General features: G+C 70.2%; 25 protein-coding genes. 10 read left to right on the top strand and 15 right to left on the bottom strand.

Translation table 11 applies throughout. The features are described 5' to 3' along the window. Positions 1-92: 92 nt before the first annotated feature. On the bottom strand, positions 93-2,009 hold the full coding sequence (gene dxs / locus E1202_RS05700; protein WP_132681486.1) for a 1-deoxy-D-xylulose-5-phosphate synthase: 1,917 nt from the start codon (positions 2,007-2,009) through the stop codon (positions 93-95). A gap of 253 nt (positions 2,010-2,262) precedes the next feature. Here dxs and E1202_RS05695 point away from each other — a divergent pair, with 253 nt between their 5' ends. From E1202_RS05695 to E1202_RS05685, 3 genes are read left to right on the top strand one after another with little or no spacing between them, the layout of a single operon-like run. Then, complete coding sequence (locus E1202_RS05695; protein ID WP_132681485.1) at positions 2,263-2,766, top strand: YbaB/EbfC family nucleoid-associated protein; 504 nt, start codon at positions 2,263-2,265, stop codon at positions 2,764-2,766. Continuing rightward, on the top strand, positions 2,766-3,074 hold the full coding sequence (locus tag E1202_RS05690) for a WXG100 family type VII secretion target (protein WP_132681484.1): 309 nt from the start codon (positions 2,766-2,768) through the stop codon (positions 3,072-3,074). Before E1202_RS05695 ends, E1202_RS05690 begins: the two co-directional genes overlap by 1 nt. 10 nt (positions 3,075-3,084) lie before the next feature. Then, entirely contained in the window at positions 3,085-4,260 is a 1,176-nt protein-coding gene (locus E1202_RS05685; RefSeq protein WP_132681483.1) for a WXG100-like domain-containing protein, read from the top strand. 12 nt (positions 4,261-4,272) lie between these two features. On the opposite strand, the gene E1202_RS05680 is transcribed toward E1202_RS05685, so the two are convergent. The 5 genes from E1202_RS05680 to E1202_RS05660 all read right to left on the bottom strand — a co-directional run bounded on the left by E1202_RS05680 (position 4,273) and on the right by E1202_RS05660 (position 10,554). Then, positions 4,273-5,406: a hypothetical protein gene (locus tag E1202_RS05680; protein WP_132681482.1), complete on the bottom strand. Its 1,134-nt coding sequence runs from the start codon at positions 5,404-5,406 to the stop codon at positions 4,273-4,275. Then, on the bottom strand, positions 5,403-6,269 hold the full coding sequence (locus E1202_RS05675) for a hypothetical protein (RefSeq protein ID WP_132681481.1): 867 nt from the start codon (positions 6,267-6,269) through the stop codon (positions 5,403-5,405). The genes E1202_RS05680 and E1202_RS05675 overlap by 4 nt, the downstream gene beginning before the upstream one ends. An 85-nt stretch (positions 6,270-6,354) precedes the next feature. Next, positions 6,355-6,984 carry a TetR/AcrR family transcriptional regulator gene (locus tag E1202_RS05670; RefSeq protein ID WP_207918475.1) on the bottom strand — a complete coding sequence of 210 codons (630 nt, stop codon included), beginning with the start codon at positions 6,982-6,984 and terminating at the stop codon, positions 6,355-6,357. Positions 6,985-7,307: 323 nt separating this feature from the next. After that, a complete protein-coding gene (locus E1202_RS05665) occupies positions 7,308-8,555 on the bottom strand; it encodes a class I SAM-dependent RNA methyltransferase (protein WP_132681479.1) in 1,248 nt (415 codons plus the stop codon). Then, on the bottom strand, positions 8,527-10,554 hold the full coding sequence (locus tag E1202_RS05660) for an APC family permease (RefSeq protein WP_132681478.1): 2,028 nt from the start codon (positions 10,552-10,554) through the stop codon (positions 8,527-8,529). The genes E1202_RS05665 and E1202_RS05660 overlap by 29 nt, the downstream gene beginning before the upstream one ends. Before the next feature lie 245 nt (positions 10,555-10,799). Here E1202_RS05660 and E1202_RS05655 point away from each other — a divergent pair, with 245 nt between their 5' ends. Beyond that, a complete protein-coding gene (locus E1202_RS05655) occupies positions 10,800-11,465 on the top strand; it encodes a potassium channel family protein (RefSeq protein ID WP_132681477.1) in 666 nt (221 codons plus the stop codon). Next, a complete protein-coding gene (locus E1202_RS05650) occupies positions 11,465-12,130 on the top strand; it encodes a potassium channel family protein (protein WP_132681476.1) in 666 nt (221 codons plus the stop codon). The genes E1202_RS05655 and E1202_RS05650 overlap by 1 nt, the downstream gene beginning before the upstream one ends. Before the next feature lie 49 nt (positions 12,131-12,179). Here E1202_RS05650 and E1202_RS05645 read toward each other — a convergent pair whose 3' ends face one another. The 4 genes from E1202_RS05645 to dut form a co-directional block, all read right to left on the bottom strand. After that, positions 12,180-12,875, bottom strand: a complete 696-nt coding sequence (locus E1202_RS05645) for a DUF3159 domain-containing protein (RefSeq protein ID WP_132681475.1) — start codon at positions 12,873-12,875, stop codon at positions 12,180-12,182. Next, positions 12,872-13,249: an OB-fold nucleic acid binding domain-containing protein gene (locus tag E1202_RS05640; RefSeq protein WP_132681474.1), complete on the bottom strand. Its 378-nt coding sequence runs from the start codon at positions 13,247-13,249 to the stop codon at positions 12,872-12,874. Before E1202_RS05640 ends, E1202_RS05645 begins: the two co-directional genes overlap by 4 nt. Positions 13,250-13,426: 177 nt before the next feature. Beyond that, positions 13,427-14,065 carry a DUF3710 domain-containing protein gene (locus E1202_RS05635; RefSeq protein WP_132681473.1) on the bottom strand — a complete coding sequence of 213 codons (639 nt, stop codon included), beginning with the start codon at positions 14,063-14,065 and terminating at the stop codon, positions 13,427-13,429. Positions 14,066-14,069: 4 nt separating this feature from the next. Beyond that, on the bottom strand, positions 14,070-14,564 hold the full coding sequence (gene dut / locus E1202_RS05630) for a dUTP diphosphatase (RefSeq protein ID WP_132681472.1): 495 nt from the start codon (positions 14,562-14,564) through the stop codon (positions 14,070-14,072). Positions 14,565-14,588: 24 nt separating this feature from the next. Between dut and E1202_RS05625 the strand changes: the two genes are divergently transcribed. After that, a complete protein-coding gene (locus tag E1202_RS05625; protein ID WP_132681471.1) occupies positions 14,589-15,098 on the top strand; it encodes a DUF3093 domain-containing protein in 510 nt (169 codons plus the stop codon). A gap of 280 nt (positions 15,099-15,378) precedes the next feature. Here E1202_RS05625 and E1202_RS05620 read toward each other — a convergent pair whose 3' ends face one another. After that, positions 15,379-15,678, bottom strand: coding sequence for a DUF4193 domain-containing protein (locus E1202_RS05620; RefSeq protein WP_093416518.1), 300 nt, complete (start codon positions 15,676-15,678; stop codon positions 15,379-15,381). A 482-nt stretch (positions 15,679-16,160) separates the two neighbouring features. Between E1202_RS05620 and cei the strand changes: the two genes are divergently transcribed. Beyond that, on the top strand, positions 16,161-16,862 hold the full coding sequence (cei, locus tag E1202_RS05615) for an envelope integrity protein Cei (protein WP_132681470.1): 702 nt from the start codon (positions 16,161-16,163) through the stop codon (positions 16,860-16,862). 90 nt (positions 16,863-16,952) lie between these two features. Here the strand turns inward: cei and E1202_RS05610 are convergent, their stop codons facing one another. Then, positions 16,953-17,741: an inositol monophosphatase family protein gene (locus E1202_RS05610; RefSeq protein WP_132681469.1), complete on the bottom strand. Its 789-nt coding sequence runs from the start codon at positions 17,739-17,741 to the stop codon at positions 16,953-16,955. A gap of 102 nt (positions 17,742-17,843) precedes the next feature. Here E1202_RS05610 and ppgK point away from each other — a divergent pair, with 102 nt between their 5' ends. The 3 genes from ppgK (at position 17,844) to E1202_RS05595 (ending at position 21,081) form a co-directional block, all read left to right on the top strand. Then, positions 17,844-18,605 carry a polyphosphate--glucose phosphotransferase gene (ppgK, locus tag E1202_RS05605; protein WP_132681468.1) on the top strand — a complete coding sequence of 254 codons (762 nt, stop codon included), beginning with the start codon at positions 17,844-17,846 and terminating at the stop codon, positions 18,603-18,605. A gap of 426 nt (positions 18,606-19,031) precedes the next feature. Then, positions 19,032-20,414, top strand: coding sequence for an RNA polymerase sigma factor (locus tag E1202_RS05600; RefSeq protein ID WP_132681467.1), 1,383 nt, complete (start codon positions 19,032-19,034; stop codon positions 20,412-20,414). A gap of 481 nt (positions 20,415-20,895) precedes the next feature. Next, positions 20,896-21,081, top strand: a complete 186-nt coding sequence (locus E1202_RS05595) for a DUF7455 domain-containing protein (RefSeq protein WP_132620257.1) — start codon at positions 20,896-20,898, stop codon at positions 21,079-21,081. A 61-nt stretch (positions 21,082-21,142) separates the two neighbouring features. Here the strand turns inward: E1202_RS05595 and E1202_RS05590 are convergent, their stop codons facing one another. The 3 genes from E1202_RS05590 to E1202_RS05580 all read right to left on the bottom strand — a co-directional run bounded on the left by E1202_RS05590 (position 21,143) and on the right by E1202_RS05580 (position 24,971). Beyond that, positions 21,143-22,354 carry a cysteine desulfurase-like protein gene (locus E1202_RS05590; protein WP_132681466.1) on the bottom strand — a complete coding sequence of 404 codons (1,212 nt, stop codon included), beginning with the start codon at positions 22,352-22,354 and terminating at the stop codon, positions 21,143-21,145. 42 nt (positions 22,355-22,396) lie between these two features. Continuing rightward, positions 22,397-23,131: a hypothetical protein gene (locus E1202_RS05585; RefSeq protein ID WP_132681465.1), complete on the bottom strand. Its 735-nt coding sequence runs from the start codon at positions 23,129-23,131 to the stop codon at positions 22,397-22,399. A 70-nt stretch (positions 23,132-23,201) separates the two neighbouring features. Continuing rightward, complete coding sequence (locus E1202_RS05580) at positions 23,202-24,971, bottom strand: DEAD/DEAH box helicase (RefSeq protein ID WP_132681464.1); 1,770 nt, start codon at positions 24,969-24,971, stop codon at positions 23,202-23,204. Positions 24,972-25,113: the final 142 nt, after the last annotated feature.

Raw genomic sequence — 25,113 nt, 5'->3', positions numbered from 1 at the left:
CAGGGCCGGGTGCCCGGATTTCAGCGGAAATCGCAAACCCCGATTCCAGTGGAGATCCGGAACCGGATTCCCCCTGGAATCGAGGTGCGCGGTCAGCCGTGCGCGGCGTCCGCCTCGGTGGCGACGTGCAGCTGCGCGCCGCGCCGGCCGGAGAACCAGTCGTTGATGCGGGAGGCGATGTCGCCCTCGGTCAGGCCGAGATCGGCCAGCACCTCCTCGCGGGAGGAGTGCTGGAGGAAGTCGTTGGGCACCGCCAGGTCGCGCAGCGGCACGTCCAGCTCGGCGTCGCGCAGCGCGGCGGCCAGCGACGAGCCGAACCCGCCGTGCCGTCCGCAGTCCTCCAGCGAGACCACCAGCCGGTGCTCGGCGGCCATCTCCACGACCTTCGACGGCACCGGGACGACCCAGCGCGGGTCGACCACGGTCACGCCGACGCCCGTCGCGGCCAGCCGCTCGGCAGCGGCCACGGCGAGCTTGCCGAACGCGCCGACGGCCACCAGCAGCACGTCCTTGCGCTCATCGGCGCGCAGCACGTCGATCCCGCCGACGCGCTCCACGGACGGGACCTCTTCGATCACCGAACCCTTGGAGAAGCGCAGCACGGTCGGCCCGTCGTCGACGGCGACGGCCTCGCGCAGCTCCTCGCGCAACGTCACCGCGTCGCGCGGGGCCGCCACCTGGATGCCCGGGATCAGCCCGAGGATCGACAGGTCCCACATGCCGTTGTGGCTGGCACCGTCGTCGCCGGTGATGCCCGAGCGGTCGAGCGTCACGGTGACCGGCTGCTTGTGCAGGGCGACGTCCATCAGCAGCTGGTCGAACGCCCGGTTCAGGAACGTCGAGTAGACCGCGAACACCGGGTGCAGGCCGCCCATGGCCAGACCGGCGGCGGAGGTCATGCCGTGCTGCTCGGCGATGCCCACGTCGAAGCAGCGCTCCGGGTAGGCCTCGGCGAACTTCTTCAGCCCGGTCGGCCCCAGCATCGCGGCGGTGATCGCCACGACGTCGGAGCGCTCGGCGCCGATGCCGACCAGCTCGTCGGCGTAGACGTCGGTCCAGCTCTTCGGCGCGGGCTTCTTCGGCAGGCCGGTCTCCGGGTCGATGACCTTGACCTGGTGCATCTGCTCGGCCTCGTCGTTCTCGGCCGGGGCGAAACCGTTGCCCTTGCGGGTCACGGCGTGCACGATCACCGGTCCGCCGAAGGACTTGGCCATCTGCAGCGCGTACTCCATCGCGCGCATGTCGTGACCGTCCACCGGGCCCAGGTACTTCAGGCCGAGGTCGGAGAACATGACCTGCGGGCTGATCGCGTCCTTGATGCCGCTCTTGGCGGCGTGCAGACCGGTGTAGAGCGAGCGGCCCACGACCGGCATCTTGCGCAGCGTGCGCTTGCCGGACTCCAGGGCCTTCTCGTAGCTCGGGTTGAGCCGCAGCGCCGCCAGGTGCTCGGCGAGACCGCCGATGGTCGGCGCGTAGGAGCGACCGTTGTCGTTGACGACGATGACGACAGGGCGGTCCTGGTCGGCCGCGATGTTGTTCAGCGCCTCCCAGCACATGCCGCCGGTGAGCGCGCCGTCGCCGACGACCGCCACCGCGTGCCGCTCGGCACCGGTGACCTGGAACGAGCGGGCCAGCCCGTCGGCGTAGGACAGCGCGGTCGAGGCGTGGCTGTTCTCGACGTAGTCGTGCTCGCTCTCGGCGCGCGACGGGTAGCCGGACAGGCCGTCCCGCTTGCGCAGCTGGTCGAAGCCGTCCTGCCGACCGGTCACGATCTTGTGCACGTACGCCTGGTGCCCGGTGTCGAACACGAGCGCGTCGTTCGGCGAGTCGAAGACCCGGTGCAGCGCGAGGGTCAGCTCCAGCGCACCCAGGTTGGGCCCGAGGTGTCCACCGGTCCGCGACACCTTCTGGATCAGGAAGTGCCTGATCTCCTCGGCCAGCTCCGCCAATTCGGCGTGCGTCAGGCGCTTGACGTCGGCCGGACTGCGCACGGACCCCAGCAGCGTCACCGTGTTCCACCTCGCTTGTCGTGCCGGTCGGTCACAATCGCAATGCCGGGGCCTGGCCGGCAACCCGGCTCCGTCTGCATAGTGCGCCCCAGTCTACGGAGGGGCCATGCGGCCAGCGGGCGCGGTCGCGCACCAGCGGTGATGCTCTCCCGCCAGCTCCGTCGTGCTCCCCACCTGCGGATGTGACGTCCGTGTGGCCAGTGCCACCCGAATCGCCGCCTTGCTACCTTCCGTCCATTCCAAGGGAGGCGAGATGACTGATCCGGATGGCCGCAGGGCCGAGCTCGAAGCGCGCAACGCGGCGATGCGCGAGCAGGTGAGCTCGATGCTCGAAGGGTTGCAGCGGCAGACCGCCCAATTGCACGATGCGCAGGCCAGCGCGCTGTCCGCGACGGGTGATGCCACCTCCACCGACGGCCTGGTCACCGTTCGGGTCAACGCCGCGGGCATCGTCACCGACACGGCGCTGTCGGGTTCCGCGCTGCGGTCGAGCACACCGGAAAAACTCGCCAGGAGCTTCACCGAAGCGGCCCAGTCCGCGGCCCGCGACGCCCGCGCGAAGGCCGATGCGGCGGTGGCGCCGCTGCAGGAGAACGTCCCCGATCTGCCGGACCTGTTCCCGGGCGCGCCTTCGCTGTCGCAACTGATCCCGCCGGCGCCGGAACCGAGCGCCCCCTCGACCGCGTCCAAGCCCGCAGCTGAGGAGGACTGGGACGACTTCGAACCCCGGTCGCGATTCCGGGAGGACCGTTGGTGATGGGATTCGAGGTCGACCCCGAGGCGCTGCGCGGCGCCTCGCCGAAGTTCGACGCGTCGTCGGACAAGCTCCAGTCCGCGCTGGACAAGCTCAACGGCGTCCTGCAGGCCGAAGGGCAGTGCTGGGGCGGTGACGAGGCCGGCCAGGAGTTCGCCAAGAACTACCTGCCCGGTTCTCAGCAGGGAACCGATGGCGTGAAGAGCCTCGCCCAGGCGCTGCACCAGGTCCGCGGTGAGCTCGACGCCACCGCCCGGACCTGGGACGACGTCGACCAGGCGAACGCCGACGGCATCAAGAGCCAGGGCTGAGGGGGACGACGTGGGCATCGAGATCCCGGGCGAGGTCAGCTGGTTGTTCCCCATCGTGGTCGGCGCGAGCTGGCCCGAGGGCGACGAGACGGCGCTGCGCAGGGTCGCCGAAGCGTGGACGCAGTGCGGCGTCGACATCGAGGGCGTCATCAGCGAGACCGAGGGCGCGGTGCAGTCCGCGCTGGGCACGATGAAGGGCGACACGCACGACGCCTTCGAGAAGTTCATGAAGGACTTCTGCAACGGCGACGCCGGCCATCTGCCGGAGATGAAGAAGCTCTGCGAGGCCCTCGGCGAGGGAGCCGACAACGCGGCGCTGGAGATCGAGTACACCAAGTACAGCATCATCGCCGCGCTGGTCATCCTGGCCGCGCAGATCGCCGCGATGATCGCCTCGGCGGTGGCGACCTTCGGCGCGAGCACGGCAGGCATCCCGATCGCGCAGGCGGCGACGCAGTTGACGGTGCGGACGTTCTTCCAGCAGCTGCTGACCAAGATCGGCCAGCAGATCCTGCTGAACGTGACGATCAACGTCGGCGTGGACGCGGCGATCCAGGGCCTCCAGTTCGCCAAGGGCGACCGGCAGAGCTGGGACTGGTCCAACACCGGCAACGCGGCGCTGTCGGGTGTCGCAGCGGGCCTGGCCGGCGGTCTCGTCGACGGTGTCGCTCCGGGCATCGGCCAGCAGGTCGGCAAGGACCTGGCGGGCAACGCCACGAAGAACTTCACCGAAGCCGCCGCCTACGGCGCAGCGCGGGGTTCGATCTCGGGCGTGCTCGGCAATACCATCAACCAGGGCTTTCACGGCCAAGCACCGGGGATCAACGACATCACCTCGGGCGCCATCTCCGGCGGTGTCAGCGGCGCGACCGGCGGGATGCAGAACAGGCACGAGGGCCTCAACGCGACTTGGGAGGGCAACGGCCGCGGACCGACCGGCGACGGCGGCGGCGAGTGGGTTTCCGGCTCCAACACGCAGGGTTGGCGCTTCGAGAGCGACGAGGGCGCGGTGTCGGGGGCCAATGTGGACAGCCCTTACAGCAACGGCGTCAACTCCTCGACCGTCGGGCAGCACGCCAACATCGACGGCGGCCCGAACAACGTCAACAACAACTCCTACGGAGAGACCGACGCCCAGGAGCAGCGGTCTCCGGAGAAGCTGGACCTGCCCGAAGGTCCGCGCTGATCCGGGGTCACGTCAGGTCCAGGGCCGCCAGCCGGAGATCGGGGCGACCTCGGGTCGGGGGTCGCCCCACGACGGGCTGTTCGGCGGCAGCGACTGCAGTTCGGCGTAGCCGAGCCGGGTGCGCTGCCGCAGCCAGCCGACCACGAAGAACCCGCCGATGAGCAGCATCGCCGCGGTGGCGAGCCACGTGCTCGGGGCCGTGCCCCCGCCGGCGATCTGCATCACGAGCAGCATCAGGCCCAGCACGCCGGAACCGAAGCCGACGATCGGGCGGAACGCGCGGTAGGACTGCGACTTCGTGCCGTTGCGGAAGGTCGTCGTCTGGGCCGTGGCCCACTTGCGCAGCGCGTGCCACGAACCGAGGTCCTGCGGTCCGGTCCGCTGCGACCACGCCGCGGACTGCCGCCTGCGCAGGATCGCGGAGACCAGTCGCGGGTCCTCGACGTTGACGACCCACTGCTGCTTGCCCGCCACGACCCGCACCGCCGGTCCTTCGGACAGCCGGACCGCCATCGCGCCCGGCAGCGGCCACGAGTCACCGCCGACGATCTCGCCCGCCTGGACCAGCTTGACCTCGGAGAGCGCGATCGCCTGGTCGACGTGGCCGCCACCGGCCATGCGCTTGAGCGCCAGCACGGCCCGGTCGCGCTCGATCCGCAGGCGCGCGGACTGGTGGCGGTAGATCTCGAACCCGACCTCGACGTCGATCTCCGCAAGGTCGAAGCCCGCTGCGGTGAAACGCTTGTGCGCGACCCGGGCCAGCAGCGGGCAGGCGATCACGGCGACGAGCGCGACCAGCCCGATCGGCGCCAGCGCGAGGTTGACGTAGGCCGCGGAGAGCGCGGCGAGCAGCGCCCACCCGCCCCAGCGCCTGGGCGTGCGCGCGTCGGCCAGCCACGCAGCGGTCGCCACGGCGATGCCGACCAGGCCCGCGATGCCGGCGCCGGGTTCCAGTCCGCGCATGCCCCAGACCACGAAGCCGAGCGGGATCAGCACGACCGCTGCGGCGCCGATGCCGAAGGCCTGCGCGCGGCGACCCGGAACCGACTCCGGAGCAGTGCTCGGTGGCCCGGCGAGCGGGGCGACCTCGGTTCCGGTCTCCGGCGGCGCGGGGAGGACCTCGGGGATGTGCTCGTGAGCCGTCACGTCCAGTCCTCGATGCGTGCCGGTTCCCTGCCGTGCAGGGCGGCTCGGGCACGCAGGAGCTCGGCGAGTTCCGGGTCCGCGGGCAGCAGTTGGGTGTCGGTGCGGGTGCGGATCACGACGACGTCGCCTTCCGGCAGCGACGCCCCGCGCCCATCGGCGAGCTGCGCCCAGGCACCGTCACAGGAAGCGCTGGGCCGCACGCCGATCTCGGTGATGTCGGCGAGCGCGATGTCCTTCGTGGACGGTTGGGCGGCCGGTCGCGCGGCAGCCGTGCGGACCGAGAGCCGCAGCGCATCGCCGGTGATCTTGACGGAGTCCTCGTCCCCGCCCTGCGGCGACCGCAGCCCCTTCACCAGCACGAACTCGCTGCCGCCGACCTCCCGCAGCGGCTCGCCCGTGATCGCCCGCCGAGCCAGGAAGGTCGCCAGCAGCGGAACCGCGAGCCCGATGACGCCCACGGCGATGCGGAGCCAAAGGGGCAGGGAGGTGTAGGTGATGGCCAGCCACAGGCCGAGCGCCTGGGCGAACCCGACGCCCGCGCCGTACATCAGCCAGCCGTCCGGCTTGAGCCGCCAGTCGATCCCGTCCGCACCGCGGCCGGCGATCCAGGAGGCGAGGGGCATCGGCAGCAGGACGATCACCGCGACGAGGACCAGCCCGGTGACATCACCCTGCTTCGGGCTGCCGAGCAGCGGCAGGTCCGGCCCGGCGACCAGGGCCCACCCCAGCGCCAGCAGCGACACCACGAGCTCGGCCGCGCACCACGACCAGGTCAGCGACAGCAGCACCTTCGCCCGCGACCACCGTCGTCCGACGGCCTCCGCCGCCCGCGGGTCGACCCGCCCTGGAACCTCACCGAACACCCGGCCACCTCCTCAGCCGCCGCAACCTTAACCGCAGCCCACCCACGACCTGCCGAATCCCGGCCAACGCGGTCGGCGACGGCTCTCAGGCCGGACGGATCTGATCCAGGCTCAGCGGCGCGGCCGGTGGCAGCGGGGCAGTGCGCTCGACGCTGAAGGACTGGAGCAGGTAGCCCACGAGCCGCCGGGACGCCGCGGCCGCGCGCCCCTGCTCCCCCGCGCCTTCCGCGACACCGCAGTTGGCCAGCAGCAGCAGGGTGATGTCCTCGGGGGCGAAATCCGCCCGCAGCTTCCCGGCCTCCTGAGCGCGCCGCACGAGCTCGACGATGCTCTCCTCGGCCCGGCGGCGCTCGCGCTCGTGGTCGACGGCGTCGGGGAACGCCGACAGGAAGGCGGCCGTGAAACCCCCGTCGGCCACCTGCAGCGCGCACACCTTCTCGATCACCGCGCAGAACCCGCGCCACGGGTCGGGGTCGGCGAGCGCGTCGTCGAGCACCGCGACGCACGCGGCGAGCTGCTCGGCGAACGCCTCGGTGACCAGCGCCGAGCGGGTCGGGAAGTGCCGGTAGAGCGTGGCCGGGCCGACTCCGGCGCGTCGTGCGGTCCCGGTGATCGGCACGTCGATCCCCTGAGCGGTGAACGCCGCGCGAGCGGCGGCGAGGATCTGCTCGCGGTTGTGCCGGGCGTCGGAGCGCCGGGGCTTCGTCGGTGCCATTTGAGGGTCCTGAGCAGGCATGTCTCTCACACGTCGGGGGCGCCGAATGACGAGATCGCCGACGCCCACCGCGCCTTGGAGGCCGGCGGCGTCCGAGGCGAGCACGTCTCCAACTCACCTGAACCCGCAGCGGCCACCACACCCGGATTACCGCCGTAATCGGTGACCTGATCACGGCAGTGATCCGTGTCCCGAACACGGCCGTAATCGGTCACCTGAACACGGCGGTGATCCGCGATCCCGAACACCGCCGTGGTCCGTGAGCTGATCACGGCGGTGATCCGCCGGTTGAATGCGGTGGTGGTCCGTGCTGAATTCGCTGGTCAGGCGTTGTTCGCGGTGGGTTCGAGGAGGGCGACGCACTCCACGTGGTGGGTCATCGGGAACGCGTCGAACGCCTCCAGGTCGACCATGCGGTAGCCGTTCTCGGCGTACAGCGAGACGTCGCGGGCCAGGGCCGCCGGATCGCAGGCGACGTGCACGACGCGAGCGGGCCCGCGGGCCGCGATCGCCTCCACCACCTGCCGGCCCGCGCCCTTGCGGGGCGGGTCGAGGACGACGACGTCCGGCGCCTGCAGGTCCTCGTCCTCGAGGACGCGTTCCACCGTTCCCGCGCGGAATGCCACCTGCGGCTGGTCGCGGAGGTTGGACACCGCGTCCTCCACCGCGCTGCGCGAGGACTCCACCAGCAGCACCGAACCGGTCGGACCGACCTGTTCGGCGAGGTCCGCGGCGAACAGGCCCACACCGCCGTAGAGGTCCCAGGCCACGCCACCGGAAGGAGCGGCGGCGAAGCGGGCCACGACCTCGGTGAAGGTCTCCGGCGCGGCTTTGTGCACCTGCCAGAAGCCCTGCGCGCCCACGTCGAACCGACGCCCCCGCACCGTCTCGTGCGCCACGCCGCTGCCCGCCACCTGGCGAGCGACGGCCTGCTGGCGTCCGCGCCGCTGCGGCTTGCGGTCCAGCGCGGTGACGTGCAGTTCGCCCTCGCCGTCGGAGGCCACCGTCAGCTCCGCACCCGGCCGCCAGCGGCGCTCGGCGAGCTCCTCCACGGCGCCCTGGACGGTGATCGGGCAGTCGGCCACCGGGATGACCCGGTGGCTGCGGCTCGGCCGGAAACCGGCGTTGCCCTTGCGATCGACCGCGAGCCGTGCGCGGGTGCGCCAGCGCAGCAACCCGCCGGGCAGCTCCTGAACGCGCACCGGCCAGTCCAGGCCGGCGATGCGCTGCAGCTGTTCGGTGATCACCGCCGCCTTGAGCTCGCGCTGGGTCTCGCCGTCGGCGTGCTGGAAATCGCAGCCGCCGCAGCGGTCCTTGCCCAGCGCCGCGTCGGCCAGCGGGCACGGCGGGATGACCCGTCCCGGCGCGGCCTCCCGCACCTCGACGGCGTCCGCGCGGCAGAAGCCGCCGCCGTTGTCCTCGGTGACCTCGACGGTCACGGTCTCCCCCGGCAGGGCGTGGCGGACGAACACCACGCGGCCCTCGTACCTGGCCACGCAGTGGCCGCCGTGGGCCACCGGGCCGACTTCGACCTCCAGCCGCCTACCGGTCCAATCCGGCTTTTCGGTCACCGTTCACCTTTCCATTGCTCCCCAGACCCCGACGCGTCGCGCCGGGCATCGAGGTGATCCGCTGTGCTCGCACCTTCGTGGAGGACGCCAGCTGCCACGGCACGCTGGTGACCATCACTCCCGGCTGGAACAACAGCCTGCTCTTGAGGCGCAGCGCGCTCTGGTTGTGCAGCAGCTGCTCCCACCAGTGTCCGACGACGTACTCCGGGATGAACACCGTGACCACGTCGCGCGGGCTGTCCCGCCGGATCCGCTTGACGTACTCCAGCACCGGACGGGTGATCTCCCGGTACGGCGATTCGAGGACCTTCAGGGGAAGCGGCAGGTTCAGCTCCTCCCACTCGGCGGTCAGCGTCCGGGTGTCCTCCTCGTCGACGTTGACGGTGACGCCCTCCAGCTCGTCCGGCCGGGTGGCGCGGGCGTAGGCGATGGCCCGCATCGTCGGCAGGTGCAGCTTGGAGACCAGCACCAGCGCGTGGTTGCGCGACGGCAGGACCGCGTCGGTCTCGGACTCCTGCAGCTCGTCGGCGACCCGGTCGTAGTGCTTGCGGATCGCCGTCATGAGCATGTAGATGGCCGCCATCGCCGCGATCGCGATCCAGGCCCCGTGGGTGAACTTGGTGATCAGCACGATGACCAGCACGCTGGCGGTCATGAACAGGCCGAAGGCGTTGGTGGCCTGCGCCCGGCGCATCCTTCGCCGCGCCATCGGATCGGTCTCGTGGAGAAGCAGCCGGTTCCAGTGCCGGATCATGCCGCTCTGGCTGAGCACGAACGCGACGAACACGCCCACGATGTAGAGCTGGATCAGCCGCGTCACCTCGGCTTCGAAGGCGAAAACCAGGATGATCGCGCTGAAGGCCAGGAACAGGATGCCGTTGGAGAAGGCAAGCCGGTCGCCGCGGGTGTGCAGCTGGCGCGGGAGGAAGCGGTCCTGCGCCAGGATCGAGCCCAGCACCGGGAAACCGTTGAAAGCGGTGTTGGCCGCCAGCACCAGGATCAGGCCGGTGAAGAACACCAGGTACCAGACCCCGGGCGGGAACCCGGCGAACACCGCGCCGGCCAGCTGCGCGATCAGCGTCTTCTGCTCGTAGCCCTCGGGAGCGCCGATGAGCTGGTGCGCGGGGTCTTCGGCGACGACGGCGCCGGTGACGCGGGCCAGCATGATCAGGCCCAGGAACATCAGGATCGCCAGCCCGCCCATCATCGCCAGCGTGGTCGCGGCGTTGCGGGACTTGGGCTTGCGGAAGGCCGGGACGCCGTTGCTGATCGCCTCGACACCGGTCAGCGCGGCACTGCCGGAGGAGAAGGCCCGCAGGATCAGGAACGCGAACGCAACACCGGCGTACTGGCTCTCCTCCTGCGCCAGCTGGAACCCGGCGCTCTCGGCGCGCAGGTCGGAGCCCAGCACGCCGGCCTGGAAGAAGCCCCAGCAGATCATGCCCAGCACGCCGATCACGAACGCGTAGGTGGGGATCGCGAACAAGGTGCCCGACTCGCGGATACCGCGCAGGTTCAACGCGGTCAGCAGCACGATCGCCCCGACTGCGAACAGCACCTTGTGCTCGGCGACGAACGGGATGACCGAACCGATGTTCGCCGCGGCCGAGGAGATCGACACCGCGACGGTGAGGATGTAGTCGACGAGCAGCGCGCTGGCCACCATCAGTCCCCAGCGCCGGCCGTGGTTGACCGTGGCGACCTCGTAGTCACCGCCGCCGGAGGGGTAGGCGTGCACGTTCTGCCGGTAGGACGCGACCACGGCGATCATCACCAGCGCGACGAGGACACCGATCCACGGGCTGATGGCGAAGGCCGACACGCCCGCCACCGACAGCACCAGCAGGATCTCCTCCGGCGCGTAGGCGACGCTGGACATCGGGTCGGAGGCGAAGACCGGAAGCGCGATGCGCTTGGGCAGCAGCGTGTGCGAGAGGCGATCGCTGCGGAACGGCCGACCGACGATCAGCCGCTTCGCCGCGGTTGCGAGCTTGGACACGGTGCAGAGCGTAAGCGGTGGGGCGCGGGTACCGGTGAATGCGGCCTTTCGAATTGCTCTCAGGTCACATCCGGGGTGGCGTGGTGCCCCTCGGAGGAACTCACCCGGTACGGTGCACCAGCCCGTTTCCGGACGGCCGCGGCGGTCACCGAACCGCCCCCGCCCGGGTACGGTCAGCGGCGACGAGCGGCGTCGTCCGCAGCAGCTGTTCCAGTGCGCTCAACACGCAGCGAGGAGACAAGGTCGTGCACGTCGTGATCATGGGCTGCGGCCGGGTCGGGGCCTCCCTGGCCGCCGCCCTGCAACGGCTCGATCACACCGTGGCCGTGGTGGACAAGGACCCGCAGGCGTTCCACCGCCTGGGCCGGGACTTCCGCGGTCAGCAGGTCACGGGCAACGGCTTCGACCGGGACATCCTGGAAGAAGCCGGGATCGAGCAGGCCAGCGCCTTCGCCGCGGTGTCCAACGGGGACAACTCCAACATCGTCTCGGCCCGGGTGGCGCGCGAGACCTTCGGCGTGGCGCACGTCGTGGCCCGCATCTACGACCCCAAGCGAGCCGAGGTCTACCAGCGGCTCGGCATCCCGACCGTGGCCACCGTCCCGTGGACGACGGACCGCTTCCTGCGGATGCTGCTGCCGGAGGGCGTGGCCACCGCGTGGCGGGAACCGTCCGGGGCCGTCGCCGTGCTGCAACTCCCGCTGCACGAGAGCTGGATCGGGCGCAAGGTCTCCGAGGTGGAGTCGGCGACCGGCGCGCGGGTCTCGTTCATCATGCGGTTCGGCAGCGGGGTGCTGCCCGACCGCAAGACGGTGATCCAGGCCGACGACCTCGTCTACGTGGCAGCGCTGTCCGGAACCGTCACCGACGTCACCGCGGCCGCTCGCCGCACACCCGAGGAGAGCGAGTAATGCGAATCGCGATCGCGGGAGCCGGCGCGGTCGGCCAGTCCATCGCGCGGGAGCTGCTCGAAGGCGAGCACGAGGTGCTGCTCATCGAGCGCAGCACCGGCAACTACCACCCCAGGCGCATCCCGGGCGCGGAGTGGATGCTCGCCGACGCCTGCGAGCTGGCGTCGCTGGAGGAGGCGGGACTGCAGTCCTGCGACGTGGTCATCGCGGCCACCGGCGACGACAAGGTCAACCTCGTGGTCTCGCTGTTGTCCAAGACAGAGTTCGCGGTGCGCCGCGTCGTAGCCCGGGTCAACGACCCGCGCAACGAGTGGCTGTTCACCGACGCCTGGGGCGTGGACGTCGCGGTCTCCACGCCGCGGATGCTGGCCGCGATGGTCGAGGAAGCCGTCAACGTCGGCGACCTGGTGCGCCTGATGACGCTGCGCCAGGGCCAGGCCAACCTCGTCGAGGTGACGCTGCCGGAGTCGACACCGCTGGCCGGGCGGCGGGTCCGCGATCTCAAGCTGCCCGTCGACGCGGCGCTGGTGAGCATCCTGCGCGGCGGCCGGGTCATCGTGCCCCAGGCCGACGACCCGCTCGAAGCGGGCGACGAGATGCTGTTCGTGGCCACCAGCAACGTCGAGAACGAGATCCGCGCGGTCATCCACGACCACGCGGAATGAACAACGGGGCGGTTCCCGATCGGAACCGCCCCGCACCACGTCGAGCGCGCTAGGCGCCGGCGACCGCCGCCTCTTCGGCGACCTTCTTGGCCCTGCGGATCGCCCAGACCGTCACGACCAGCGCGATGCCGGTCAGCGGATATCCCATGGCGATGCGGGCGAAGGCCAGCCAGCCGGTCTGGTCGTTGTCGTAGAGCCACTGCTGCACCACGTACTTGGCGCCGAACACCGCCGCCCAGGACAGCGTGGCGATGTCGTAGGCGCGCATCGCGCGGCGCTGCTTGCGCCACTCCATGCCCAGGCCGTTGAGGGTCGACCAGACGACTCCGACCAGCGGCCAGCGCGCCGCCACCGACACCAGGAACACCCCGCCGTAGATCAGGCTGGTCCAGATGCCGAGCAGGAAGAAGCCCTTGGTCTCGCCGGAGCGGTAGGCGATGAACGAGCACACCGCCACGCCCAGCACGCCGGAGATCGCCGGTTGCAGCGGCTCCTTGCGCACCAGGCGGAAGATCGCGATGGCCACCGCGACACCGATCGAGGCCCAGATCGCGGGCATCATCGAGGTGAACGAGCTGACCACCACGAACACGACGATCGGCACAGCGGAGTACGCGAGCCCGCTGACACCGCCCATCTGCTCCAGCAGGGTCTGCTCGGAAACACCGGCCTTGCCCGCGGGCTGCCGGTCATCGTCGGTCTGCCGGGCGTTGAGCCCCGCAGCCGATGCGTCATGTTCGCTCATGCGGTGTTCTGCAACTCGTAGTAGGGGTTGTACAGCACCTTGCGACCGTCGCGGACTGCGATCCGGCCACGGGCCTTGAGGATACGGCCCGGCTCGATTCCCACGATGCGCCTGCGCCCGAGCCACACGAGAGTCACCCCTTCGGTGCCGTCGTAGAGCTCGGCCTCCAGGGTGGGCGCCGAAGTCTTGGGGCAGAGCTCGACGCTGCGAACCCGGCCCAGCACCACGGCTTCCTGCCCGCACTGGCAATCGCTGGCCCGCTGCGCGCCTCCCGCCTGCGACCGGTCTGACAGGTCGTCGGCGTCAAGTTCGGCGACATCGCTGGTCAGGCTCCGCACGAGGCGCTTCCAGTAGCCGCCTTCGGTCTTGCTCATCTAGCGCTCCTGTGCGCCTCGGGGCTCGACTCCGCAGCCCGTGCACCTCCAGCGTAACCGTCTGCGCGGGCCGAAACCCACGCCCGGCGGGATTAAGAACCCGCACCGGAGCACGCCGTTCGTCTCACCCGTTCGGCGCAGGGGTGGGGCCGTCGAGCTCCCCACCCCACGTCGGCCTCAGACCTGCCCGTTGGGCGTCTCGGTCTGCTGCGTCTGCGCCTGCTGGATGTGGCGGAGGATCGCCTCGGGGAGCTCGATGGGCAGCGGCGTGCGCACCGGCATCGGCTCGGAGCCGCGGACCACGACCGTGTCGTCCAGGACGCCGTAGAGCAGCCGAGCGCACTCCTTGGCGGACTCCGCCGGACCCGCCGCCACACCGCGCAGCAGCCAGCGCGGACCGTCGACGCCGACGAACCGCAACGCCGCCTTCGGCGAGTCGGCCACCAGCTCGACGCCCCAGTCGCCCTGCTCGGTGTGCACGCGAGCACCGTCCTTGCGGAGCTGGTCGGCCAGTTCGTTGCTGACCTCCGCCCACAGACCGCCGCTGCGCGGCGCCGCGAAGGCGCTCACCGTCAGCCTGCCGACCGGGGTCACCAGGTGCACCGCGCGCACCGGCCCGGAGGGATCGACCTCGACCTGCAGCTGGCCGCCCTCGGGCACGGGCACGCGCACCGAACCGAGGTCGAGCCGCTCCACCCCGGAATCGGGTGCTTCGCTCTCGTCGTACGGCCCCTGCGAGGGAACCTGCTCCGCCGCCTCGGCCTGTTCCTCGACTGCCGCGTCGCGCTTGGACTTCCCCCGGCCCCTTCTGAACATCCCCTCAGACCTCCGTCCTGTGACCGGCCTCGGTGGTTCCCGACGCCGTCAGCACCTCATGACCACCTGTGGAGCCATGCCCACCGGCACCGCGCAACGACTCGGGCAGCTCGTCGACCTCGGTGAACACGGCGTGCTCGACCTTCTGCACGACGAGCTGGGCGATCCGGTCACCTCGTCGCAGCGACACCGGCTGCACACGATCATGATTGATCAGGCAGACCTTGATCTCACCGCGGTACCCGGAATCGATCGTGCCGGGCGTGTTCACCACGCTGAGCCCGGTCTTGGCGGCGAGCCCCGAGCGCGGGTGGACGAAGCCCGCGTAGCCCTCCGGAAGCGCCACGGCGACTCCGGTGCCCACCAGCGCGCGTTCGCCCGGTTCGAGAACCACATCCCTGGTGGTTACCAGATCGGCACCGGCATCCCCGGGTTTGGCGTATTCGGGAAGCGGTACACCGGGGTCGGTTCGGGTAAGCAGGACCTTCACGTTCGACACGGGCGGCGAGACTACCCTGGATGCGTGTCGGAAAGCGCAGAAGCAGCCACCACGAGCGGGGACACCCCCGGTCAGGCGAATTCGGAGGGGCAGGCGGTGTTCCGCGAGCGGCTGTACGCGTCGTGGTGGACCTGGCCTTTGCCACTGGTCGCAGCGGTCTTGATGGCCGCTCAGGTGCACATGGGCTACCCGGGCGTGCGGGCGTGGCTGCCCTACCTCGTGCTGATCCCGCTGGCGATCGGCGTGCCGCTGTGGCTGGGCAGGATCAAGGTCGAGGTCGTCGACGACGAGCTGTGGGTCGGCGACGCCCACCTGCCGCTCCGGTTCATCGACGAGGTCGAGATCATCTCCCCCGCCGAGCAGCGGCGTTCCCTGGGCCCGGATCTGGATCCGGCGGCGTTCCTGGTGCATCGCTCCTGGGTTCGCACCTCCGTGCGCATCTGGCTCGACGACCCGGACGACCCCACTCCGTACTGGGTGGTCAGCACCCGCAAGCCGGAACGGCTCAAGGCCGTCCTGCTCCGCGAGCGGTGAACCCACGTCGCGCCAGGCAACCGGCGGAGCCGGTTCCTGCTTCACCACCTGAGCAACCGGCACCGCCGCGGGTTCTGACACGTCTTCCGGGGAGGACGGCCGCGGCGCCGCGCATCCGAATGCTGAAGTCGCGGAACCCGGAGCCGGAAGGCGTGTCAGGTTCACGCCACCCGCACCGCTGAGCGAGTTGAGCCGTGGAGCCTTTCGACAAGAAAAACACTGGGCACACGCCGCCCGCGTGTGCCCAGCCACTTCCCGTTGTAGTTCGTCGACGTGCGCCTCAGGCGGCGCAATCACGACAGATGAACTGACCGTTCTTGGTCTCGGCCAGTCGGCTGCGGTGATGGACGAGGAAGCAGCTCGAGCAGGTGAACTCGTCAGCCTGCTTCGGGAGCACCTTGACGGTCATCTCCTCGCCGGACAGGTCAGCGCCCGGCAGTTCGAAATTCTCCGCGATCGCCCCTTCGTCTTCGTCGACGACGCCGGATTGCGCATCGTTGCGTCGCGCCTTCAGCTCCTCCAACGAGTCCTCCGCCAAGTCCTCGGACTCGCGGCGAGGAGCGTCGTAGTCGGTCGCCATCGTGATTCACCCCTGCGTTTGTGGAGACTGCAATGGTGTGCCGCTGGTAAACGTTCCAGGACCCGAATTTGTGCCCGATGGGACAGTGATCGCGGTCTCGCCCTGCAACGCGTCTAGTTCCCCCGTAAAGAGCGACTTGCCTCAACTCGGCACTCCGTGAGGCGCCGAGAGGGTAGCTCATAACTTCTGCGAACACGCAGCAGGTCACCCATAGGTGTGGCATTGCGCGCATTCGGAGGGCATCGTAGATCAAAATTCGACCGGTCGGCCGAGTCCTGCGGGCGGCCCGTCCCGGTTGCCCTGCCGATCCCCTCGTGATGCGATGCGCTCGCGATTTCCCGGTCGGCATCGGCTTCGAGACGATCACGGGGAGATCAAGACACGGCAGCGCCGACCAACACCGCGCACCACAGGTTCAACCCCTAGGCTGATCCAGTGCGGGCGGGAGCGCGCGGATCCGAGGCATCCAGGGAGGGGCGGACGTGGGAGCCGTAGGTGCAAGGCCGGGACGGCGAGTCGGATATCGCCGGCGCCGACCGCTACCCGCGCTGGTCGTGCTGGTGGCGCTGGTGGTGCTGTCCGGACTGCTGTGGACCCGCGTCTTCGGGTCCGTGGAGGACATCGACACGGCCACCCGGTGCAATCCACCCGGAGCGCCGACCGCGCCGCCCGAGGCCAGCGGCATGCCGCCGCAGGTGCCGGTGGGCACCATGCTCGAGCGCGACGCCCTGAACTCCACGACTCCGGTGCCGCCGCAGGACGTGCACGTGCGGGTGCTCAACGGCAACGGCGAGAGCAGGCAGGCGAGCATGGTCGGCGACGAGCTGGCCAGCCTGGGCTTCGTCAAGACCGGTGCCGACAACGACTCGGTCTACGTAAACTACGACCTGCAGTGCCACGGTCAGATCCGGTTCGGAGCCGCCGGGATGAGCGCGGCCCGCACGTTGAGCCTGATCGCGCCGTGCGCGCAGCTGGTGCGCGACGAGCGCGAGGACGCCGGCCTGGACCTGGCGCTGGGGTCGCGCTTCGACGACATCAAGACCACGCAAGAGGCCAAGCAGATCCTGCAGCAGCTGCAGAACTGGGTGCCGCAGCGCGATCAGCAGGACGGCGCGCAGCAAGAGGTGACGCCGCCGCAGATCAGCGAGGAGCTGCTCACCAAGGCCCGCGACGTGCACTGCTGATAACGATTCCCGGCAACAACTCGCAACGGACCGCTATCGATGCCGTGGCGGGAACCCGATCCGGGACCGGCGGGTTCCCGCCACGAGCGGTCAGACCTCGCCGGCGTCGGCGGCGCGCAGGGCGCCGGTGAGCCCCTCGGCGATCCCGGGCGTGGCGCAGACGAGCATCTCGTCGCCCAGGCCGTCCGACGAACCCTTCTCCGGGAGCCGCAGCGCCGCTCCGGCCTCCTGCGCGATCAGCGCACCCGCGGCCCAGTCCCAGCGGTTGAGCCCGACCTCGTAGGTCGCGTCGAGCCAGCCCGCCGCGACCGAGCACAGGTCCAGCGAGGCGGCTCCCGCGCGGCGGATGTCGCGGACCTGGCCGAGCAGGTCGTTCACCACGCGCGCCTGGGCGGTGCGGCGCTCGACGGCGTAGGCGAACCCGGTGCCGACCAGCGCCAGGTCCAGCCGATCGGCGCCGGAGACGTGCAGCGGCTTCCCGTCGAGGAAGGCCCCGTGGCCGGCCGCGGCGCTCCAGACCCGCCCCGAGACGGGTTCGACGACGGCTCCGGCGACCGAGCGGCCGTCGACCTGCGCGGCCAGCGAGACCGCGTAGAAGGGGAACCCGTAGAGATAATTCACAGTGCCGTCGATCGGGTCGACGACCCAGCGCAGTCCGTCCAGCGCACCGTCGCCGCCTTCCTCCTCACCCAGCACGGACTCCCCCGGGCGGAGCTCGGCGAGCCGCTCGCGCACCAAGCGCTCCACGGCTCGATCGCCCATGGTGACCACATCGGTCTCGGTGCTCTTCGTGTCAACACCGTCGGTCACCGCCCGATCACGCACGGTTCGGGCCAAATCGGCGGCTTCGCGCGCGATTCGCACCGCGACCTCGGACAAGGCGTTTGCGTCCACATCTTTTGGCAATCCCACGCAGACATCGCAACACAGTCCCGTTAAGGTCTGCACACCTTGGTCTGAATCGAATAGGAAGGATCAGCCATGGCGACAGCCCGCGGGTTCGGCGTGGACATCGGTGGGTCCGGCATCAAGGGATCGCCGGTGGACATCGATGCCGGAGTGCTGGCCGAGGAGCGCTTGCGCATCCCGACGCCGCAACCCTCGACGCCGGACGCGGTGGCCGATGCCGTGGCCGAGATCGTCGAGAAGTTCACCTGGACCGGACCGGTCGGCGTCACGCTGCCCTGCGTCATCAAGGACGGCACGGCGCTGACCGCAGCCAACATCGACAAGGGCTGGATCGGTACCGACGCCCAGGGCCTGTTCGCCGAGCGCCTCGGGCGCAGCCGGGACGAGATCGTCGTGCTCAACGACGCCGACGCCGCCGGGGTCGCCGAGATGAAGGCGGGTGCGGGCGTCGGGCACGAGGGCCAGGTCGTCGTGCTGACCTTCGGCACCGGCATCGGCAGCGCGATGTTCATCGACGGCAAGCTCGTCCCCAGCACCGAGTTCGGCCACATCGAGGTCGACGGCCACGACGCCGAGTCGCAGGCCGCCGCGTCGGTGAAGGACGATCTGGAGCTCTCCTACGAGGAGTGGGCGCCGCGGGTCACCCGCTACATCCAGTCCTTGGAGAAGTTCATCTGGCCCGACCTGATCATCGCCGGCGGCGGTGTCAGCCGGAAGGGTCACAAGTGGATCCCGCTGCTGGAGACCCGCACCCCCGTGGTGGCGGCTGCGCTGCGCAACGACGCGGGCATCGTGGGCGCCGCGATGGCCTCCGCTAGCAGCGCGAAGAGCTGATCCGACCGCTGCCGGGCACAGCTGCGACCGCGTGCTGAGCCCGGCCCCGAAAGGGCGTCTCGCGGGACACCCGTCGGAGTGTTCGGCACGGCTCGCAACGGCCTTCCGGAGCCGTGCCTAGCACACCGAGGGACGCGCGGACTCCGCCTTGCAGCGGAACCGCACCCCCGCATCGCGGTTACAATGGAACGCGACCCACTTGGTTCGAAGTCCTTTTGGCTGGTGAACGCTGGTGAGCCCGCCCGCTGGTGCAACACCTTCACCGACGGCGGGAGCCGGTGCGGCGGCGAGCCGATCACCCCGGTACTTCACGGGTGATTGTTCGTCAGCCAGGACGCCGAGTCCGGTGGGTTGTTCCCCGACCTTTGGCGGCCGAGGTTTCGCGCCCTCCGGCCCGCCCTGATCGACCGTCGCGAAAGGGCGTACGTGGCAGCCGCAGAAACCGCAACCCGACGCTCCAGCTCCGCCGCAGACGCTGGCGGCGCTCAAGCCGAGTCGGGCCAGTCCCAGGCCACCCCAGCTTCGGAGGCGGCTGCTTCGTCTGACGTCGAGCAGACGAAGCCTGCCGCGCGCAAGAGCACCGCCAAGAGCTCGACGGGTGCGAAGTCGACCACCCGCAAGCCCGCGGCCAAGAAGGGCGCCGCCAAGGCCCCGGCGAAGAAGACGACCAAGTCGGCTTCCGCCAAGGGCAATGGCGAGGGCATGGAGATCGACGAACCGATCGAGACCGACCTGACCTCTCCCGAGGTCGGCGATCTTGCGGAAGTCGAGGTGGAGATTCCAGAGGAGCCGGTTCCGGACGAGGACTCCAAGGAGTCCGGTGACTTCGTCTGGGACGAAGAGGAGTCCGAGGCGCTCCGGCAGGCGCGCAAGGACGCCGAGCTGACCGCTTCCGCGGACTCCGTGCGCGCCTACCTCAAGCAGATCGGCAAGGTCGCGCTGCTCAACGCCGAGGAAGAGGTCGAGCTGGCCAAGCGCATCGAGGCCGGCCTCTACGGTGCCGAGCGGTTGCGCCAGATCGAGGAGTCCGGCGAGCAGCTGACCACGCAGATGCGGCGCGACCTGCGCTGGATCGTGCGTGACGGCGAGCGCGCCAAGAACCACCTGCTGGAGGCCAACCTCCGCCTGGTGGTCAGCCTCGCCAAGCGCTACACCGGCCGCGGCATGGCGTTCCTGGACCTGATCCAGGAGGGCAACCTCGGTCTGATCCGCGCGGTCGAGAAGTTCGACTACACCAAGGGCTACAAGTTCTCCACGTACGCGACCTGGTGGATCCGCCAGGCCATCACGCGTGCGATGGCCGACCAGGCGCGCACCATCCGCATCCCGGTGCACATGGTCGAGGTCATCAACAAGCTCGGCCGCATCCAGCGCGAGCTGCTGCAGGACCTCGGTCGCGAGCCCACGCCGGAAGAGCTCGCCAAGGAAATGGACATCACCCCGGAGAAGGTGCTGGAGATCCAGCAGTACGCCCGGGAGCCCATTTCGCTCGACCAGACCATCGGCGACGAGGGCGACAGCCAGCTCGGTGACTTCATCGAGGACTCCGAGGCGGTCGTCGCGGTCGACGCGGTGTCGTTCACGCTGCTGCAGGACCAGCTGCAGTCGGTCCTGGCGACGCTGTCCGAGCGCGAGGCGGGCGTGGTCCGGCTGCGCTTCGGCCTCACCGACGGCCAGCCGCGCACGCTGGACGAGATCGGCCAGGTCTACGGGGTGACCCGGGAGCGGATCCGGCAGATCGAGTCCAAGACGATGTCGAAGCTGCGCCACCCGTCGCGGTCGCAGGTCCTCCGGGACTACCTCGACTGACCGAATTGTCCGGAATCGGCCGTCGACCCGCTCGGGTCGGCGGCCTTTTGCGTGTGTCCGCTTCGGCCCGGAAGACCGATTCCGGGGCTTCGGGACGCCGATTTTCCGTCCGAGTGCTGAGATTTGCTGTTCGCTTCCAGAGGAACACGACCGATCACGGATCGTCATATTTGTGATCCAACCCACCTGGATCAACCTTGACGAGTCGGAGCGTTTGCGCAGCTAGATTCGTCGATCTTCGCATCACCGCAGGTCAGCGAGGTGCACCCGATGTTGATCACGCTCCGCGAGGATCACTGCTGCAACCGGGTACTTCATGGTGACGACCGTCGCTAGCCCGCGCGGGAACACTGACTCCGGCCAAAACGTCTGGAAGAGTAGAGCCAACGAGCACCGACCCTGCAGCCAGTAGGACACCGGTGGTCGTAGCAGGATCGAGGGCGTCGGGTGGAATCCGACGCCGGGACGGAGGGAGATATCGATGCCGGGAACGCTCACCCGCCCCGAGCTGACCGCCGCCGACCGCTGCGACCGCTGCGGGGCCGCTGCCAAGCTTCGCGCCGTACTACCGTCCGGTGGCGAGCTTCTGTTCTGCGGGCACCACGCCCGCGCCTACGAAGCCGGTCTCCGCGACGTGCGGGCCGACCTCCAACAGGACGAGCAGTGACAACCTGATCAGCCAGGTCACCGGGCCCCCGCAGCCGCGCGCTGCGGGGGCCCGGTGCGTCTCAGGCGCTGATCTCGCGCAGGGCAGCCAGCAGGCGGTCGACCTCGTCGGCCGTCGAGTAGTGCGACAGGCTCACCCGCACGCCGCCCTGGGGGCCGACGCCGAGGGCGTGAACGAGCTCCCAGGCGTAGGAGTGGCCGGCGGAGACGTTCAAGCCCCGCTCCGACAGCGCCGCGGAGACCTCAGCCGGGGTCTTGCCCTGGACGGTGAAGAACGCGGTCGGCGTCGTGGGGCCCTGCGGGGTGCCGTGGCGCTGGACACCGCCCAGTTCGGCCAGTCCCGCGAACAGCCGACCGGCGAGCTGCTCCTCGTGCGCCACGACGGCCGCCCGCGAGGTCGCGAGGCGTTCGGCGCGGCTGCCCGTCGCATCGCCGTCCAGGCCCGCCAGGTGCTCCACCGCCGCGACGGCACCGGCCATCGGGGCGAAGGGGTTGGTCCCCAGCTCGAAGCGCTCCGGGGAGCTCTCCGGCGACGGCGCGAGCTTGTCCGGGTGCAAGTTCTCCAAGACCCACGGATCGGCGGCGACGACGGCCGCCAGGTGCGGTCCGGCCCACTTGTAGGCGCTGGTGGCGTAGAGGTCCGCGCCGAGGTCGGCGATCCGCACGTGCGCGTGCGGGCAGTGCTGCACGCCGTCGACGTAGGACAGCGCTCCGACCTCGCGAGCCCGGTCGGTGATCGGCTTGAGGTCGGGCATGACCCCCAGCAGGTTGGACGCGGCGGTGACGGCGACCAGCTTGGTGCGATCGCCGATCAACCCGACGACGTTGTCGACGGGGAGCTCACCCGTGGCCGGGTCGATCTCGGCGGTGCGCACGGTCGCACCGGCCCGCTGCGCGAGCTGCACCCACGGCCGCACGTTGGCGTCGTGGTCGAGATCGGTCACCACGATCTCGTCGCCCGGGTTCCAGCCGAGCGCCAGCACTCCGGCGAACCGGTAGGTCAGTGATGTCATGCTCGGCCCGAACGCCACGCACGCCGGATCGGGCGCGCCCACCAGATCGGCCACGGCCGCGCGAGCCTCGGCGACGATCCCGGACGAGCGGCAGCTCGACTCGTACGGTCCTCCCACGTTCGACAACCCGGCTCGGTAGGCGTCGCTGATCGCCTCGATCACCGATTCCGGCACCTGCGTGCCCGCGGCCCCGTCCAGCCACGCCCGGCCGTCTGCCAGCGCCGGGTACTGCGCCCGGACCTTCTCAACGTCGAATCCCATGCCGCGACCCTAGAAGACCGAACACCCCCAAGATCATTGCCCTCAGCCGGGCTGCGCGGAGGATTCGGCGGGGCGCGGGGAGAACGCCTCGGTGGTGATGTCGCGGACGAACTCGACGACGCTGGGCCCGTAGCTCTCGGATTCGATGACGCGCAGCAGCACGCAGAAGCGCCGCCGGACGCCGTACCGGCTCCGCAGGCGCGGGTACTCCGAGTCGAGGTAGCGGGCGGCGACGCGGTTGGCGATCGAGGTCTGGCCGCAGATCACGAAGGCGGGCTTGTCCCGCTCGTGCCGGACCACCTTCGCCAGCAGCGCGTACTCGAGGTGGTGGAGGTTCGACGGGTAGCTCTGCCCGCCCACGTCGATCGCCGTCCGCTCATCGGCTCCCGCCATGCGCACGCCCGGCAGCACCGACCTCAGGTGCGCTTCGGTGCGCCGGTTGGCCGCCGGACCACCGATGCAGAACTCGGACTTGGCGGCCAAGCCCTGGTAGACCTGGTCGTGGAAGATCACCTCGGGCTTCGCCCCGCACTCGCTGAGGATCGCCGAGAGGTCGAGCATCGCGGCGGCATCGTTGCGGTGGACGCTGCGCTCGTTGTCCGCCGAGAACATCCTCGGCACCACGATCAAGCACTCGCCCCCGCTGCTCAGGCCGAGGAACGCCTGCTTGCGCCGCAGCCTCCGAAGTCGCAGCAGGCGACCGGAGATCCAAACCATCGAGCCGGTGATCACGCTGGCGATGATGTTGAGCCCGATGTTCCACGCGTCGCCGGTCACCGCACCCGCCCCAAGATCGTCACTGTGGCGGGTGACAGGTTAGCCGGACACCCGCCCGCGCATCAGGGGTTCACCACGAGCGGAGGGTGGCGATTCGCTCCTCGAGCTGCTCGACCGTGGCCATCGCCGTGGGCGGGCCGCCGCAGACCTTCTGCAGCTCGTTGTAGATCTTGCCGTGCGGCTTGCGGGTGCGGTGGTGGTGCAGCGACACGAGCGTGTTGAGCTCCTTGCGCAGCTTCTGCAGCCGCTCCTGCACGCTCTGCGGACGCGACTGCTGCTCGGCCTGCTCGGCGGCCTTGGCCGCCTTCGCATCGGCTTCGCGCTTGCCGACGTCGTCCAGCTGCTGCGACTGGCGCTGCCGCAGCAGCGCCCGGACCTGATCCGGTTCCAGCAGACCCGGCAGGCCGAGGTAGTCCTGCTCCTCCTCGGTGGTGCTGAACGCGGCCGTGCCGAACGACGAACCGTCGTAGATCACCTGGTCCAGCTCGGCCTCGGCGCCCAGCGAGGTGAACGCCTTCTCCTCCTCGCCGGGCTCGTCGCGCTGGGCGTTGGCGGCGGCGACCAGCTCGTCGTCCCAGCCGTCCTTCTCCCGGTGCGGCTTGCCCAGCACGTGATCGCGCTGCGCCTCCAGCTGGCTGGCCAGCTCCAGCAGCACCGGAACGCTGGGCAGGAAGATGCTGGCCGTCTCCCCCGGTCGCCGCGACCGCACGAAGCGGCCGATGGCCTGGGCGAAGAACAACGGCGTCGAGGCGCTGGTGGCGTAGACGCCGACGGCCAGGCGAGGAACGTCGACGCCCTCGGAGACCATCCTGACCGCGACCATCCACTTGTCGTCGGACTCGGCGAAGGCACCGATCCGCGACGACGCCTGCGGGTCGTCGGAGAGCACGACCACCGGATCCGATCCGGTGATCTGGTGCAGCGCCTTGGCGTAGGCCTTGGCCGTGGGGTGGTCTGAGGCGATCACCAGGCCACCGGCGTCCGGGATTCCGCCCTGGCGGAGCTGCTCCAGCCGCGTGTCGGCGGCCTTGAGCACGGTGGGGATCCACTCACCGGACGGGTCCAGCGCGGTCCGCCACGCGCGGGCGGTCTGCTCGGCGGTCAGCGGTTCACCGAGGCGCGCGCTGAACTCGTCGCCGGCGTTGGTGCGCCAGCGCGCCTCGCCCGAGTAGGCGAGGAAGAGCACCGGCCGCACGACGCCGTCGGCGAGCGCGTCGGAGTAGCCGTAGGAGTGGTCGGCGCGGCTGCGCAACGACCCGTCGGCGTCGGGCTCGTACCCGATGAACGGGATGGGCGAGTCGTCGCTCCGGAACGGCGTACCGGTCAGCGACAACCGGCGAACGGCCGGTGTGAAGGCCTCCCGGATCGCGTCCCCCCAGGACTTGGCGTCGCCCGCGTGGTGCACCTCGTCGAGGATCACCAGAGTCTTGCGCCGCTCGGTGCGCACCCGGTGCAGGTTGGGATGGGCCGCGACCTGCGCGTAGGTGACGACCACGCCGCGGTAGTCGCTGGAGGTGATGCCGTCGGCGTTGCGGAAGTTGGAGTCCAGCGGGATCCCGGCGCCTCCGGCCGCCAACGCCCACTGGTGCTTGAGGTGCTCGGTCGGCGCGACCACCGTGACCTGCTCGACCGTGCGGTCGGCGAGCAGCTCGGCGGCCACCCGGAGACCGAAGGTCGTCTTGCCCGCGCCGGGCGTCGCGACGGCCAGGAAGTCCGTCGGCCGGTTGGCCAGGTACTTGGTGAGGGCTCGCCGCTGCCAGGCTCGAAGAGGCCGGGACGGTGCCTGCGAGGGGTCGCTAAGAACAGATCGGACGGAATAGTCGAGTTGCGCTTCGGACACGCCGGCTCGCCGCTCCCTTCCTCGTTTCCCCAAACCGGATGGTGCGGGCACATCCGTTGAGCCCCGCGACCGCCACACTCCCCCGGATATCTGGTCTGACCGGAGAACTGGATCAACCAGCACCGATCAACTCGTGGCGGGC

It is taken from the genome of Saccharopolyspora karakumensis (assembly GCF_004349225.1).
GTDB lineage: Bacteria > Actinomycetota > Actinomycetes > Mycobacteriales > Pseudonocardiaceae > Saccharopolyspora > Saccharopolyspora endophytica.
This window is presented reverse-complemented; position numbering and strand designations above follow the sequence as displayed.